10 protein-coding genes are annotated in these 14315 nt (G+C 74.5%); 6 read left to right on the top strand and 4 right to left on the bottom strand.

Translation table 11 applies throughout. The features are described 5' to 3' along the window. Positions 1-44: 44 nt before the first annotated feature. Positions 45-2423, bottom strand: a complete 2379-nt coding sequence (locus ACGFZ2_RS00340) for a hypothetical protein (protein WP_393266450.1) — start codon at positions 2421-2423, stop codon at positions 45-47. Positions 2424-2587: 164 nt separating this feature from the next. Between ACGFZ2_RS00340 and ACGFZ2_RS00335 the strand changes: the two genes are divergently transcribed. The 5 genes from ACGFZ2_RS00335 to ACGFZ2_RS00315 all read left to right on the top strand — a co-directional run bounded on the left by ACGFZ2_RS00335 (position 2588) and on the right by ACGFZ2_RS00315 (position 7618). After that, the gene (locus ACGFZ2_RS00335) at positions 2588-3322 is read left to right on the top strand and encodes a FadR/GntR family transcriptional regulator (RefSeq protein ID WP_393266452.1); all 735 of its coding nucleotides are present in this window, start codon (positions 2588-2590) and stop codon (positions 3320-3322) included. A 77-nt stretch (positions 3323-3399) separates the two neighbouring features. Then, on the top strand, positions 3400-4374 hold the full coding sequence (locus tag ACGFZ2_RS00330; protein ID WP_393266454.1) for an NAD(P)-dependent oxidoreductase: 975 nt from the start codon (positions 3400-3402) through the stop codon (positions 4372-4374). A 17-nt stretch (positions 4375-4391) separates the two neighbouring features. Further along, positions 4392-5714, top strand: coding sequence for an MFS transporter (locus tag ACGFZ2_RS00325; RefSeq protein WP_393266456.1), 1323 nt, complete (start codon positions 4392-4394; stop codon positions 5712-5714). A 9-nt stretch (positions 5715-5723) separates the two neighbouring features. After that, positions 5724-6626, top strand: a complete 903-nt coding sequence (locus ACGFZ2_RS00320) for a transketolase (RefSeq protein ID WP_393448549.1) — start codon at positions 5724-5726, stop codon at positions 6624-6626. After that, on the top strand, positions 6623-7618 hold the full coding sequence (locus tag ACGFZ2_RS00315) for a transketolase family protein (RefSeq protein ID WP_393448546.1): 996 nt from the start codon (positions 6623-6625) through the stop codon (positions 7616-7618). The genes ACGFZ2_RS00320 and ACGFZ2_RS00315 overlap by 4 nt, the downstream gene beginning before the upstream one ends. Positions 7619-7705: 87 nt before the next feature. Here the strand turns inward: ACGFZ2_RS00315 and ACGFZ2_RS00310 are convergent, their stop codons facing one another. Then, positions 7706-9331: an ABC transporter permease gene (locus ACGFZ2_RS00310; protein WP_393266463.1), complete on the bottom strand. Its 1626-nt coding sequence runs from the start codon at positions 9329-9331 to the stop codon at positions 7706-7708. Continuing rightward, positions 9328-10269, bottom strand: coding sequence for an ATP-binding cassette domain-containing protein (locus ACGFZ2_RS00305; protein WP_393448543.1), 942 nt, complete (start codon positions 10267-10269; stop codon positions 9328-9330). The genes ACGFZ2_RS00310 and ACGFZ2_RS00305 overlap by 4 nt, the downstream gene beginning before the upstream one ends. Before the next feature lie 108 nt (positions 10270-10377). Here ACGFZ2_RS00305 and ACGFZ2_RS00300 point away from each other — a divergent pair, with 108 nt between their 5' ends. Further along, positions 10378-11133: a TetR family transcriptional regulator gene (locus tag ACGFZ2_RS00300; RefSeq protein WP_393448540.1), complete on the top strand. Its 756-nt coding sequence runs from the start codon at positions 10378-10380 to the stop codon at positions 11131-11133. 51 nt (positions 11134-11184) lie between these two features. Here ACGFZ2_RS00300 and ACGFZ2_RS00295 read toward each other — a convergent pair whose 3' ends face one another. After that, entirely contained in the window at positions 11185-14277 is a 3093-nt protein-coding gene (locus ACGFZ2_RS00295; RefSeq protein WP_393448537.1) for an NACHT domain-containing protein, read from the bottom strand. Between the last annotated feature and the right edge of the window lie 38 nt (positions 14278-14315).

Here is a 14315-nt window from a genome sequence, read left to right as displayed (position 1 = left end):
CGCGGGTCCGCAGCCACGACGACCCACCGGCGAGTGCGTCCGGGTCAGGGGGCGGGTGGCGGGTTCCCGGGCAGCGGCAACTCCTCGGCGTAGCGGTCGACCAGGTCCCAGACGCGGGGGTCGGTCCAGTAGCCGGAGTGACGGCCGAGGACGGGTGGCTGCTGGCCGTGCACGTACCAGGCGGTCGGCGGGTCGGTGAGCAGTTGGTCGATCTCGTTCGCCGGGTCGTCCGGGAAGATCGGGCCGCCGATGAAGTCGGTCTCGTAGTAGAAGTTCCGCCACCGCCACACCGTGGGCCGGTCCGCACCCAGCGCGCCGTCGGCGAAGTAGGCGGGGAAGCCCCACGCGTACAGCTTGGTCAGCGGGCTGCCGAAGGTGACCAGCGCGACGTGACCGGCGGGCCGGCCCTCGCGCTGCGGCCGGCTGGTCTCCTGCAGGAGCGCGGCGACCGCCATGACGGTGCCCTGGCTGTGCGCGGCCAGCACCACCGCGCCGCCGTGGTCGTGGACGCGCCACAGCCGGCGCTGCAGGTCCGGCACGGCGCGCTCGGTGTACGACGGCGGGGCGAGCGGATGGTAGGCGCGGGGCCAGAAGGTGCCGATGTCCCACAGCACGCCGAGATGGCGGCGGTCCGCCAGCCCGCGCCAGCCTCGCAGCATCAGGGTCAGCACCGCCACCGGCGCCCCGGCGGCGAGCCAGGTCGACACGGTGAGCGCGCCGCGCGGCGCCCACGGCAGCGAGTGGTGGACCCCGGCGGTGACCAGCACGTACCCGAAGACGGCGAGGGCGGCGACGGTCAGGAGGCTGAACAGCAGGTCGACGTCCCGGGCCAACACGGCCAACTGCCGGCCCCGGGCGATCCGGGCGGTCCAGCCGCCGGGCCACGCTCGGTTGTGGCGCGCCGGTTCGTTCAGGGCGGACGCGTCCCAGGCGCTCGGCGGCTCCGGTGTCGACAGGGCGGCGTACTCGTCGTGGATGCGCTGGCGGCGGTCGGGGCCGGCTGCCCGCCACAGCACCACCGCCTGCACCAGCGCGAAGCCCACCACGATCGCGATCGGCAGCAGCGTCAGGTAGGGCGTGAGGGCGTAGACCATGTCGTAGACGTAAAGCCGGTCGGGGCGGCCGTCGCCGGTGCCGGGGTTGGAGACCGTGCCGAGCAGGTCGGCGACGCGGATCATCGTGCCGACCCCGACCGCGTTGAGCACCACCGCCGCCAGCACGGTCAGCGCGAACGGGCCGGCGTAGCGGAACGCCCCGCGCCGGTGCCCGTTGACGGCGGCCGACGCGAGCACGGCCGCCGTCGCGCCGAGGCAGAGGGCGTACGTCCAGTCCACCGCCGTCTGCATGCCCGGCAGCGGCGCCCACCGGCCGGCCCCGGGCGGGGCGACCGCCGGCTGTGCCAGCGCGACGACCACCGCCCCGGTCACCGCCAGCAGGCCGAGACCGGTGACGGAGAGCGCCGCCGCCCGCCCGATCCGGGCCGGCGTCAGCAGGAGCACCGCGCCCAGGCCGGCCGCCGCCGCGAGCCAGGTCACCAGGGTCGCCAGTCCGTCGTACGCCGGCACCACACCCGCCGCCAGGGGGATCGACCGGGCGGTGTACGCGGTGATCCAGCCGACGAAGCCGCAGGCCGCGCCCAGGTGCAGCAGCGCGAGCCGGGCGACGCTGCCGCCGCCGTTCCAGAAGTCGGGGTCGGCCAGGCCCACCCCGGGCCGGGCCGGCGTCACGTCGCTCATCGCCCGCAGCGACTCGCCCCGTTGCGGCGGCGGCACCTGCTCGTAGCGGGACAGCGACCGGCCGCTGAGGGCCAGCAGCCCGATCGCGACCAGCAACGGCACCAGGGCGCCGACGAGGATCCGGCGCGCCGGATGGTCGACGAATCCGTCCGTGTGCAGCCACCGCAGCCACCACCGGTCGGCGCAGGCGACCCGGACGCCGCACTGGTAGGCGACGACGTCCATCGTGGTCATCGCGACGAGCAGCAGCAGGTTGACCGTCAGGCCCAGCGCCGCCCAGCGGACCACCGCGCGGTGCACCCGGAACCGGAGCGCGCCGCGCCACGCCGTCGGCGTGCACATCCAGCCCGCGACGTTGACCAGCGTGAACGGCAGCAGCAGCAACCACAGCGCGCGGGTGGCGCTGCGCGAGGTCAGCCCGCCCCAGGAGTACGCCTCGACGTGGCGCCCCTTGGCGTCGGCGGTGCGGAAGAAGCCGGCCACCCCGTCGCCGGAGACGAGCTGCGGTGCCACGTCGGCGAGCAGGTTCTCCGGTGTCGTGCCCCCGACCCCGTGCAGCCGCAGTTCCGTCACGCCGTCGAGCGCGACGGCCGGTGGCACCAGACCCGAGGGCCGCGCCACCGGACGGGCATCGTGCTTCTGCACCGGCATCTCGAACCGACCCCAACGGCGACTACCCCAAGTCACGGACACCTTACTCTACGCATCCGACTCACCCTCGGGCGGTGGCGCCGCCGGGGCGCACCCGCCACCCGCCTACCCAGAAAGGTTGGACCAATTTGTTGACGAGCACGTAACGTCGACATAACCTCGGGGCATTGGTACGACCAATCTCACCCGGAGGTGGGCGGATGGGCACCGACCTGGCGCTGCTGGTGCAGAGCCTCGCCGAGCGGGCGAACCCCGAGCCGCAGACCGGCCGCCTCCGGCTGCCCACCGAGCGCGAGCTGGTCGCGTCGCTGGACGTCAGCCGGGGCGCGCTGCGGGAGCAACTGTCGATGCTGGAGATCCTCGGTTTCCTCGACCGTACGCAGGGCCGGGGTTCCTACCTCGACGTGCCCGACGCCAGCTTCATCCAGCTCTACTTCGACCTCTGCCGGCAGCTCGGTCACCTGAGCGACGACCAGTTCACCTCCGCGCGGGAGATGCTGGAGGTGTCGGTCGCGGAGGCCGCCGCCCGGATGGCCACGGCCGACGACGTCGACGCCCTGCGGGGCCTGGTCGACGAGATGGTCCAGGCCAGCGCCGCCGGTGAGGACGACCGCGCCCTGGAGGCGGACCTGGAGTTCCACCGCCGGCTCTACCGGATCGTCGACAACCCGATCTTCACACTGCTGCACGACGGCCTGAGCCACGCGCTGCGCAGCGAGGTGGTCGAGCGCCGCCGGCGCGCCGTCGAGCGGGAACCCCTCCAGACGGGCAAGACCCGGGTGATCGACACCGTGCACTACGGAATCGTGGAGGCGATCGGCGAGCGCGACGGCGAGGGCGCCCGGATCGCGATGCGCCGGCACTTCACGGTCTGGTCCTCCCTCACCGCCGCCTCCCCTGACGCCGGTACGCCGGACGGGAAGCCCCGCCGGTAGGCCCGGCCGGGAAGCCCGGACGGGAAGCCCGGACGGGAAGGCCGCCACCTACCGCCCACAGCACTGCACACCCACCCGTGACGCGGCGATCCCGGCCGCGCACCGGGTGGCTGCTACCCGAAAACAGCCTGACCGCACAGGGCGCCACCCGGCGCCGGACCGGAGGGACAGCGATGAGCAACCCCAGCGTCGTCTTCGTCGGCATCGGCGCCATCGGGCTGCCGATGGCGAGCCGACTGGTCGCCGCCGGCCACCCCGTGACCGGCGTGGACCCGGTGCCGGCCGCCCGGGAACGGGCCGCAACCGCCGGACTGACCGCCGTCGACCGGTTCGCCGCCGCGCCCCGGGCGGACTTCGTGGTGGTCATGGTCGCCACCCCCGCCCAGCTCGCGGACCTGGTCACCGAGGCGGTCGCCACGGACCTGACCGGGCAGCGGTGGATCGTGATGAGCACCGTGGGCCCGGACGCCGTACGCCAGGAAGCCGACCGGCTCGCGGCGGCCGGTGCGCGGGTCGTCGACGTGCCCGTGACCGGCGGGGTGGCGCGGGCCCGCACCGGCGAGCTGACCCTGTTCGCCTCGGGCGCGGCGGCCGACGTCGACGCCGCCCGGGTGGTGCTCGACCGGTTCGGCACCGTCCGGCCGGTCGGCGCGGCGGTCGGCGACGGCCAGGCCATCAAGGTGGTCAACCAGCACCTCTGCGCGGTGCACATCGTGGCGGCGGCCGAGGCGCTCGCCCTGGCCGGCCGGCTCGGGCTCGACCGGGAGCAGGTGCTGTTCCTCGTCGAGCAGGGCGCGGCCGGCTCGTGGATGCTCTCCGACCGCGGGCCCCGGATGCTGCGGGGCACCGACGTCGAGGTCACCAGCACCATCAACATCTTCGTCAAGGACAGCGGCCTCGTGGCCGCCGCCGCCCGCGCCGCCGATGCGGACACCCCGCTGCTGGACATCGCCCGGGCGCGCTACCAACAGGCCGCCGACGCCGGCCTGGCGACGCGCGACGACTCGCGCGTCATCGAGACATACCCGTCCCCCACCGACCCCCATCGGTAACAGCAAGGAGCAGGACAATGAGTGCTGCCACCGGCGTGGCCACACGCCCGGACAACCCCGGCAAGGTTTCCTTCGCCTCGATGATCGGCACGGCCGTCGAGAGCTACGACTTCTTCATCTACGGCACCGCCTCGGCGGCGTACTTCGGCACGGTCTTCTTCCACACCGAGGAGAAGCTCGTCGGTGTGCTCGCGTCGTTCGCGACGCTGGCCATCGGCTTCCTCTTCCGCCCGCTCGGCGGCTACCTCGCCGGGCACTACGGTGACCGGCTGGGCCGCAAGACCATCCTGATGTGGTCGCTGGTCGTCATGGGCGTGGCGACCGTCCTGGTCGGCGTGCTGCCGACGTACGCCCAGGCGGGCGTGATCGCGCCGATCCTGCTGATCCTGCTGCGGATCGTCCAGGGCATCGGCTTCGGCGCCGAGTGGGGCGGCGCGGTCCTGATGGCCGTCGAGCACGCCCCCGCCCGGCGCCGCGGCTTCTTCGGCGCGGTGCCGCAGATCGGCATCCCCGCCGGGCTGCTGCTGGCCAACGGCGCCTTCCTGCTCAGCGAGGCGCTGTTCGAGGGCAGCTGGGTGTGGCGCGCGCCGTTCCTCTTCTCCATCGTGATGGTCGCCGTCGGCCTGTTCATCCGGATGCGGGTCGCCGAGTCCCCCGACTTCACCGAGATGAAGGCGAACAACGAGATCCGCAAGGCCCCGGCGCTGGAGGTCATCCGGCGGGACTGGCGGGTCATCCTCAAGATCGTCACGCTGCGCCTGGCGGAGACCGGCGGCTACTACGTCACCACCAGCTTCATGCTCTCGTACGTGGTGCTGGCCGAGCTGACCGACAAGCAGAACGTGCTGATCGGCACCATGGTGGGCTCCGCCCTCGGCCTCGGCAGCCACCTGCTCTTCGGCGCGCTCTCCGACCGCGTCGGGCGCAAGCCGGTCTTCCTGATCGGGTCGGTCTTCACCATCGCCTTCGGCATCCCGATGTTCCTGCTGATCAACACCGGGGCGGTCATCATGGTGATCGTCGCGGTGGCCCTGGGGCTGCTGCTGAGCCACGACCCGATCTTCGCGGTCGAGTCGTCCTGGTTCTCCGAGCAGTTCCCCCGCGACGTCCGGTCCTCGGGCATCTCGCTCGGCTACAACGGTGCCTCCCTGGTCGCCGGGCTGCTGCCCTTCGGGGCGACCGCCCTCTACGGCTGGATCGGCTGGATCGGGCCGGCGGTGCTGTTCACGCTGCTCGGCGTCGTCTCCACGGCCGCCGCCGCCTTCACGCCCGAGACCGCACCGGCCAAGGTCGGCGACCCTCAGGCCACACCGGCCAAGTCCCAGCCCGCCCTCGTCTGACCGAAGGACATGAACGACGTGACCACCATCAGCGAACCGCGATCCGACGCCCGGCTCGCCCTGCCGGCGCGGGCCGAGCGGGTGCGCGACGCGGCGTACCGGATGCGACACCACATCCTCGACATGGGCGAGGCACAGGGGCAGGGCTACGTCGGGCAGGCGCTCGGCGCCGCCGACGTGCTGGCCGCCGTCTACGTCGACCAGCTCCGGCACCGGCCGGACGACGTGCACTGGCCGGACCGGGACCGGTTCCTGCTCTCCACCGGCCACTACGCCATCGCCCTCTACGCCGCCCTCGCCGAGGCAGGCATCGTGCCGGTCGAGGAGTTGCAGACGTACGGCTCGGACGGCTCGCGCCTGCCGATGTCCGGCATGGCCTCGTACACCCCGGGGATGGAGATCTCCGGCGGCTCGCTGGGGCACGGGCTGACCGTCGCCGTGGGCATGGCGCTCGGCCTGCGCCACCAGGGCCGGGCGGCCCGGGTCGTCAACTTCCTCTCCGACGGCGAGCTGAACGAGGGCTCGACGTGGGAGGCCGCCATGGGCGCGGCGCACCACCGGCTGGGCCACCTGACCGCGCTGGTCGACATGAACGCCCTCCAGGCCGACGGCCGGACGGAGTCCGTGCTCCAGATCGAGCCGGCCGAGCAGAAGTGGGCGGCGTCGGGCTGGTTCACGCAGCGGGTCGACGGCAACGACGTCGAGGCGCTGCTGGCGGCCTTCGACGCGGTCGCCGCGCAGGCCGAGTCGCACGGACGCCCCTCGGTGATTCTCTGCGACACCCGGATCGGGCGCGGCGTGCCGCTGCTGGAGACCCGCGAGAAGGCCCACTTCATGCGGATCGACGCGGACGAGTGGGAGCTGTGCCGCCAGCAGTTGACGGCAGGACACCAGGCAGGAGAGGCACGATGACCAGCGCGACGGCACCGAAGCGACTCACCACGTCGGCGATGATCGCGTCCTTCGCCGAACCCGGGCAGAAGACCGCGGACGCGCCCTTCGGCCACGCCCTGGCCGCCCTCGCCGAGCAGGACCAGCGGATCGTCGGGCTCACCGCCGACCTGGGCAAGTACACCGACATGCACATCTTCGCCAAGGCCCACCCGGAGCGGTTCTTCCAGATGGGCATGGCCGAGCAGCTGCTGCTGGGGGCGGCGGCGGGCATGGCCGAGGTCGGCCTGGTGCCGTTCGCCTCGACGTACGCGGTGTTCGCCGCGCGGCGGGCGTACGACTTCCTCTGCCTGGACATCGCCGAGCCGAACCTGAACGTCAACATCGTCGGGGGCCTACCCGGCCTCACCACCGGGTACGGCCCCAGCCACCAGGCGACCGAGGACATCGCGATCTTCCGGGGCATGCCGAACCTGACCATCGTCGACCCGTGCGACTCGGTCGACATCGCCCAGGCGGTGCCCCAGCTCGCCGCCAGCGACGGGCCGACCTACCTGCGCCTGCTGCGCGGCAAGGTGCCGACGGTCCTCGACGAGTACGACTACACGTTCCGGCTCGGCAAGGCGGCCGTGCTGCGCGGCGGCGCCGACGTGGTGCTCGTCTCCAGCGGCCTGATGACGATGCGGGCGTTGCAGGCCGCGGAGCGGCTGGCCCGGCACCGGGTCGACGTGGCGGTCGTCCACACGCCGACGATCAAGCCGTTCGACAGCGAGACCGTCCTGGCCGAGGTCGACAGCGACCGGCTGGTGCTCACGCTGGAGAACCACACGGTGGTCGGCGGGCTCTTCGAGACGGTCGCCTCGGCCGTGGTCCGGGCCGGGCTCGGCAAGCGGGTCGTGCCGGTCGCGCTGCCGGACGAGTTCCTGGCCGCCGGCGCCCTGCCGACGCTGCACGACCGGTACGGCCTGGCCACCGACGCCGTGGTCGAGAAGGTCCTCGCCGAGCTGGGCTGACCGTGAGCACGGCGGCCCGCCCGAGATGTTAGGAAGGGACCCTTGTACTACCGGATGCGTTAACAGGGGTCCCTTCCTTTCACACGGTCAGCTCGGGACGTCGCGGCGGCGGAAGCCGGCCAGGCCGGCCGCGAGCAGCACCACCGCCACCCCTGTCAGCACGACCAGCGGCAGCGCCGCCAGGTCGACCGCCGGCACCGACGGCACGTGCGTGTACGGGGACAGGTTCAGCGCCGCCTGCGGCAGGTCGAGCACCGCGCCGAGCTGCCCGAGCAGCAGGAACCCGATCAGCGCCGCCCAGGACAGCGCCACCGACCAGCGGGGCAGCAGCCCGAACAGCGCCGTCACCACCCCGGCCACCACCAGCAGGGCCGGCAGCCGCACCAGCGCCGCCCCGCCCAGCTCGGCGGTCTGCCCGAGCGGGTCGCCGGTGACCAGGCCGTAGCCGAGCCCGGTGGTGAGGCCGCCCAGCAGCACCAGGGCGAGCGCGCCGAGCGTGGCGGCGACCACCTGGGTGGTCAGCCAGCGGGTACGGCTGACGGCGGTGGCCAGGATCGCCTCCAGCCGGCCGTCGGTCTCGTCGCCGCGTGTGCGCAGCAGCGCCTGCACGACGTACGCCCCGATCGTCAGCGCGAACAGCCCCAGCATCGCCGCCAGGTACGCGTCGATCAGTTTCGCGCCGCCGCCCATCGCGCTGATCGCCTCGGCGGCGGCCGGGTTCTCCTCGATCATGGCGTTGAACTCGTCCCCGGCGATGCCCATCGAGAGTCCGAGCACCGCCACCCCGATCGCCCAGCCGAGCAGCGCGCCGCGCTGCAACCGCCAGGCCAGCCCGGCGGGGCTGAGCAGCCGGGGCGCGGCCGTCGCCGGCCCCCGTCGGGGCGCGACGAGCCCCGCGCCGACGTCCCGCCGGTCGGCGAGGGCGTAGGCGAGCGCCACGCCGGCGACCAGCAGCGCGACGGGCAGCGCGAGCACCCACCACCGTTCGCCGACGTACGCGCGGACCTGGTTGCCCCAGCCGAGCGGGGAGAGCCAGGACGGCCAGGCGCTGACCACGCGCAGGCCGCCGTCGGTCTGCTCGCCGAGCACGTCGCCGGCGGCCCGGAGCAGGAAGGCGACCCCGACGGTCGCGGCGGCGAGTGCGTTCGCGCCCCGCGAGGTGACCGACACCTGGGCGGTGACCGCGGCGATACCGGTGAAGGCCACCCCGACGCCGCCGACGGCGGCCGCCGCCGCGACGGACCCGGCAGGCGGCAGGCCGGCGCCGGCCAGGGCGACGGCGAGCAGGGCCGCGGCCAGCACGTTCGCTGCGACGACGACCAGCAGGGCGGCGGTGAGCAGCGCGTACCGGCCGACGACGGAGGCGCCCAGCAGCTCCGCCCGGCCGGTCTCCTCGTTCTGTCGGGTGTGCCGGACCACCGCGAACGTGCTCAGCAGCGCGGCGAGCAGGGCCAGCGTCACGTACGTCTCGGCGACCACCACCGCGCCGAGTTCCGTGCCGGCGATGGGGCCGTTGAACGCGCGGGCGACCAGGCTGGACGCCGACGTGGTGGCGTACCCGACCCGGGACGCCTCGTCCGGGTAGAACTCCTTGACGCTCCCGGCGAGGGCGTAGCCGAGCAGGGGCGTGCCGAGCACCCAGACGGCGAGCCGGACCCGGTCGCGGCGCAGCACGAGCCGGGCGAGCCGCCCGGTGCCGGTGAACGCGCTCATCGGGTGCCCGCCTGCCGCTCGGTGCCGGCCCGGTGACCGTTGGCGGCGATGGCCGCGCGCTCGTCGCCGTAGTGGCGCAGGAACAGTTCCTCCAGGGTGGGCGGGGCGCTGGTCAGGGCCCGGACGCCGAAGCGGACGAGGTGCCCGAGCAGCTCGTCGAGGTGGGCGGGCTCGATCTCCAGGTGGATGCGCCCGTCGACCTCGCGCACCTCGTGGACGCCCGGCAGGGCCGCCAGGCCGGTCGCCGGCCGCGCGGTCTCGACCGTGACCGCCGTACGCGTCAGGTGGCGCAGCTCGGCGAGGGTGCCGGACTCGACGGACCGACCCTCGCGGATGATGCTGACCCGGTCGCAGAGCGCCTCGACCTCGGCCAGCACGTGGCTGGAGAGCAGCACGGTGGCGCCGTCGCGCTTGAGCTGGCGAACCTCGTCCTGGAACACGGCCTCCATCAGCGGGTCCAGCCCGGACGTCGGCTCGTCGAGCACGTAGAGCTCGACGTCGGACGCGAAGGCCGCGACGATCGCGACCTTCTGCCGGTTGCCCTTGGAGTAGGTGCGGCACTTGCGCGTCGGGTCGAGGTCGAAGCGCTCCAGCAGGGCGTCGCGGCGGCGCCGGTCGAGCCCGCCGCGCAGCTTGCCGAACAGGTCGATCGCCTCGCCCCCGGAGAGGTTCGGCCACAGGTTCACGTCGCCCGGCACGTACGCCAGCCGGCGGTGCAGGGCGACCGCCTCCCGCCACGGGTCGGCGTCGAACACCCGCACGTCGCCCGCGTCGCGGCGCAGCAGGCCGAGCAGGATCCGGATGGTGGTGGACTTGCCGGAGCCGTTGGGGCCGAGGAAGCCGTGCACCTCCCCCGCCTCGACCCGCAGGTCCAGTTCGTCGAGCGCCCGGACGCTGCCGAACGTCTTGACGAGGTTGTCGATGGAGATGACGGGCATGACCCCTCCTGCCGCTGGCGGTGCCGACCGTCCCCACTGTACTGACCGATGGTCAGCCGAATCAACGGTGGTGTCACCCACCGGTCAGACGCGGCTACGCTTGCCGGCATGACCGTCGAGGCACCCGACGACACGCGCACCCGGATCCTGCGCGCGGCGCTCGACCTGTTCGCCGAGCACGGCTACCAGCGCACCCCGCTGCGCCAGATCGGCGAGCGGCTGCGGCTGACCAAGGCCGCGATCCTCTACCACTTTCCCACCAAGGAGCACCTGCTCACGGCCCTGGTCGAGCCGCTGGTCGCCGACCTGGAGGCACTGCTGGACGCGGCCGAGGCGGGGCCGCCCGAGCGGGCGCGTCGGGCGGTACTGGAGGGCTGGGTGGACACCATGCTGACCCACCGCCGCCCGCTCGGCATGCTCTTCCACGACATCGCCCTGATCACGCGCGGCGACACGTTCAACCGGCTGATGCGGATCGCGATGCGGGCCAACGACCTCATCGCCGGGCCCGACGCCGGGCGGCGGGAGCGGGTCCGGGCGGTGCAGGCGGTCGCCATGTGCAGCGACCCGGTCGTCTTCTTCGCCGACGTGCCCGACGAGGTGCTGCGGGCGGACATGCTCGACGGCGTGCACCGCCTGCTGGACGGCGCGCCGCCCGGGGACCAACCGGGCGCGGCCGGGGACGGCGGCGGCGCGGCGAGCGGCCGACGCCGGCCCGGCCGGCCGCGGGCGATGAGCCCGGAGCAGGTCGAGGCGGCGCGGCGGATGCACGCCGCCGGCAGCCACTCGGCGGACGAGATCGCCGCCGCGCTGGGGGTCTCGCGGGCCACCGTCTACCGCCACCTGGACCCGGTCGTCGAATAATGAGACACATTACGAGACGGTTCTGAGACGCGGCAGGAGTCTGCCGACCGGTCAGCCGTCGTGCCACATCGGGGCGCCGCGGCGCAGGGTCCGCGCCGCGATGTCGGGGGCGGACAACACGTCGACCAGCCTGCGGGCCGCGGCCGCCGCAGGTGCCCCCAGCGTCGGGTGGCCGACCACCGCGTGGCACGCCTGCAAGCCGATCTCGGCCAGCTCCCGTCGGCCCAGCTCCATCCGCCGCCCGCGGGCCCGCCGCTCGGCGAGCACGGCCCGGAGCCGGTCGCGCACCTCCGCCCGCTCGTCGACGACGCGCCGCAGCACCGCCACCGACCAGCACCACGCCTGCACGAGCAGCAGCGGATCGGTGCGGTCGTCGGAGTCGTCGGGGCAGTCGGCCAGGAGCAACTGCTCGTGGCAGAGGGCGAGGGCCGCGCCGGGGTCCCCGTCCCCGTCGAGCATGATCCGGGCCAGCATTCCCGCGCCGAGGGGCGTCGACCGGCCCGCGCCGTCGTCGTCGCTCTCCACCGCGACCAGCCGCTCCAGGTGCTCCCGAGCCGCGTCGACGTCGCCCTCCGCGTAGCGGACGGCCGCCAGGAACTCCCGGGTGGCGGACAGGGGCTCGCCCGCCTGCTCCTCCCCACGCAGCAGCTCGTGGCCGGCGGCCCGCAGCTCGGCCAGCGGCGCGGCGGCGGCAACCAGCTCGGACACCCGTCGACGCTGCGCCGCCGCCGGCGTCGCACCCGTGCGCGCGAGCGGTGCCGGCATGGGCGCCAACAGCTCCCCCAGCCGGCTCCACTCCCCGGCGGCGGCGCCCACCAGCAGCGCCTTGCGCAGCGCGGCCAGGGTGAGGTCGTCGGCCGGCCCGACGTTCGCCGCGCGGGCCCGCGTGACGGCGGCGAACACGCCGAGCGCCTCCGGCCAGAACCCCGCCCGGGCCAGCTCGACACCGAACTCCTCGCGCGGCCGGCCGCCCCGCCGCCCCGCCAGCGAGCCCGCCGCCAGCCGGCTCTGCAGGCGGCCGTGCCGGAACCGGTACGCCCCGGCGCCGTGCCGCAACAGGCCGACCGTCTCGGCGTGGCCGAGGAACGCCAGCAGCCGGTGCGGCAGGCGACCGCCTGCCGCCAGCACCATCCGGGCCAGGCAGAACCGGACCCACGCGCCGTCCCCGCGCGTGTGCACCCACCAGCCCAGCCCCGCGCCGAGCCCGGCGTAGCCGAGGGCCTGCGGCGAGGGCAGCCGGGGCAGCAGGCCGGTCACCCACAGCAGCGCGGAGCCGGCCAGCACACCGACGAACCCGGCGGCGACGCTCGGCACCACCGACGCGATCGTCGCCGCGCGGTCGGCCCGGACGGTCTCGACCACGCCGGTGGCCCCGAGTTCCGCGGCCGGGGCGGCGACGTCTATCCGCAGCGCGGACCGGACCGCGACGAGGGCGAACCAGGCGGCGCCCAGCACGACCGCGGCGCGCAGCTCGACCGGCCATCCGGTCAGCCCGGGCAGCCGGCCCGTCGCGGCGGCCAGCTCGGGCGGCGGGGTGAAAAGCCACAGCACGAACCAGGTCAGGAACCCCCAGAACACTCCCCGGAGCAGCCCGTCGAGCACCCCCTCGCGGAGCGCGCCCCGGCCGCCGACGAACACCACCCGGGTGGGCCGGCTGCCCGGATCGCGGGCGCCACCGCCCAGCGCGGCGGCCGGCACGGCCACCGCGGCGGCCGCCACCCCCAGGTCGGCGGGATGGTCGGCGAGGGCGGTGAGCAGCTCGCGGGTGCCCGGGTCGGCGACCATCCCGGCCACCGACCGGAGTGCCTCCCCGGCGAGGGCGAGGGCCAGCCACACCGCCAGCCCGGTACGCAGGCCGCCGACGACGGCCCAGAACAACCGGGGCAGCGCGGCCGGCAGCTGCCACCAGCGGAACTCGCGGACGCCGAGCGATTCCAGGTGCGCGGCCACGAAGGTCAGGTAGCGCCGGGCCCGCTCCGGTTCCCACCGGCGCAGCCCCTGGGCGCCCCGGCGCGACCGCAGCGCGGCGTCGACCGCCCGGGACAGCAGCTCGTCCTCCACGGCGCCCCGCCCCCGGCTGGCCGCCAGCGGCACGAGGTCGCGGGGGTCGGTGCCGGGCTGGTCGAACGCACTGCGGGCCATCGCCACCATCAACGGCGTGGCCAGCGCCCCGCTCAGCTCCGCGTCGCCGTCGATGCGCGCCGCGACGGTCGACCAGTTGCCGGCCTGGTGCAGGGGCGCGGCGTCGACCAGGTACTCCGCCACCTCGTCCGGCACCAGCGGCTCGATCACCACCACCGCGGCGCCGCGCACCTTCTCGCCCTGGTCGAGGTACCTCTCGTACACCGACGTCCGGCAGGTCAGGACGAAGCGCTGCGTGGGCAACTCGTTGAGTTTCTCGAGGCAGGCGGTCACCCGCTCCTCGGGCACCTCGTCCAGGCCGTCGAGCACGGGCACGACGAGGTCCGTCTCGACCAGGTCCCGCAGCACCGCCACGCGACGGGGATGGCGGGGTGCGAGCTGCGTGTACCGCCGGGCGAGGCGGTCCACCAGCCAGTCACGGAACGTCTCCACGGTCGGGTCCCACGACGCGACGGGCAGCAGCACCGGCACGGGCGCCTCGGGGTCCCGGTGCGGCGGCAGCTCACGCGCCATCCGCAGGGCGATGACCGACTTACCGGATCCGGCCGGTCCCAGCACCAGCAACCGCCCGGACGGGATGCTCCGGTAGCGGCTCCACAGTGTCCCGTGGCGGCCGGACAGGTCCATCGGACCGGCCTCGCTGGACCGGCCGATGGCCCGCCAGGACGGCAGGAGCCGCTCGGCGGCGGTACGCCAGGTCACCGGGAGCGGGTACGGCTCGTCGACCGCCCGCAGCAGCGCCTCGTCACCCGGCTCGCGCCGGACCAGTTCGAAGAGTTCGTCCGCGGCCGCCCGGCGGTGGACCGCCGCCGCTGCCGAGCCGGCCTGCCGGTTGGTGAGGACCTGGTCCAGCACGACGTAGACGGCGATGACACCGGCGATCACGCCCCAGGCCCAGTTGACCTTCTCGAAGTCGTACCGCAACCAGACCCAGGCGGTCCCGGCCGCCGCGACGACGGCCACGAGGACGAGCAGGGCCCATGTCCACCCCCGACGCTGCACCGCCTGATTGTGATCGTCCACCGGCCGCGCGGGCGGCC

The organism is Micromonospora sp. NPDC048063 (genome assembly GCF_043202855.1).
Taxonomy (GTDB): domain Bacteria; phylum Actinomycetota; class Actinomycetes; order Mycobacteriales; family Micromonosporaceae; genus Micromonospora.
The sequence above is the reverse complement of the archived record's forward strand: the minus strand, read 5'-3'. Positions and strand labels throughout refer to the sequence as shown.

Excerpts from the sequence above, each read along its gene's own strand:
- ACGFZ2_RS00335 (WP_393266452.1), top strand. The coding sequence starts at position 2,588 with ATGGGCACCGACCTGGCGCTGCTGGTGCAGAGCCTCGCCGAGCGGGCG.
- ACGFZ2_RS00325 (WP_393266456.1), top strand. The coding sequence starts at position 4,392 with ATGAGTGCTGCCACCGGCGTGGCCACACGCCCGGACAACCCCGGCAAG.
- ACGFZ2_RS00320 (WP_393448549.1), top strand. The coding sequence starts at position 5,724 with ATGAACGACGTGACCACCATCAGCGAACCGCGATCCGACGCCCGGCTC.
- ACGFZ2_RS00315 (WP_393448546.1), top strand. The coding sequence starts at position 6,623 with ATGACCAGCGCGACGGCACCGAAGCGACTCACCACGTCGGCGATGATC.
- ACGFZ2_RS00310 (WP_393266463.1), bottom strand. The coding sequence starts at position 9,331 with ATGAGCGCGTTCACCGGCACCGGGCGGCTCGCCCGGCTCGTGCTGCGC.
- ACGFZ2_RS00305 (WP_393448543.1), bottom strand. The coding sequence starts at position 10,269 with ATGCCCGTCATCTCCATCGACAACCTCGTCAAGACGTTCGGCAGCGTC.
- ACGFZ2_RS00300 (WP_393448540.1), top strand. The coding sequence starts at position 10,378 with ATGACCGTCGAGGCACCCGACGACACGCGCACCCGGATCCTGCGCGCG.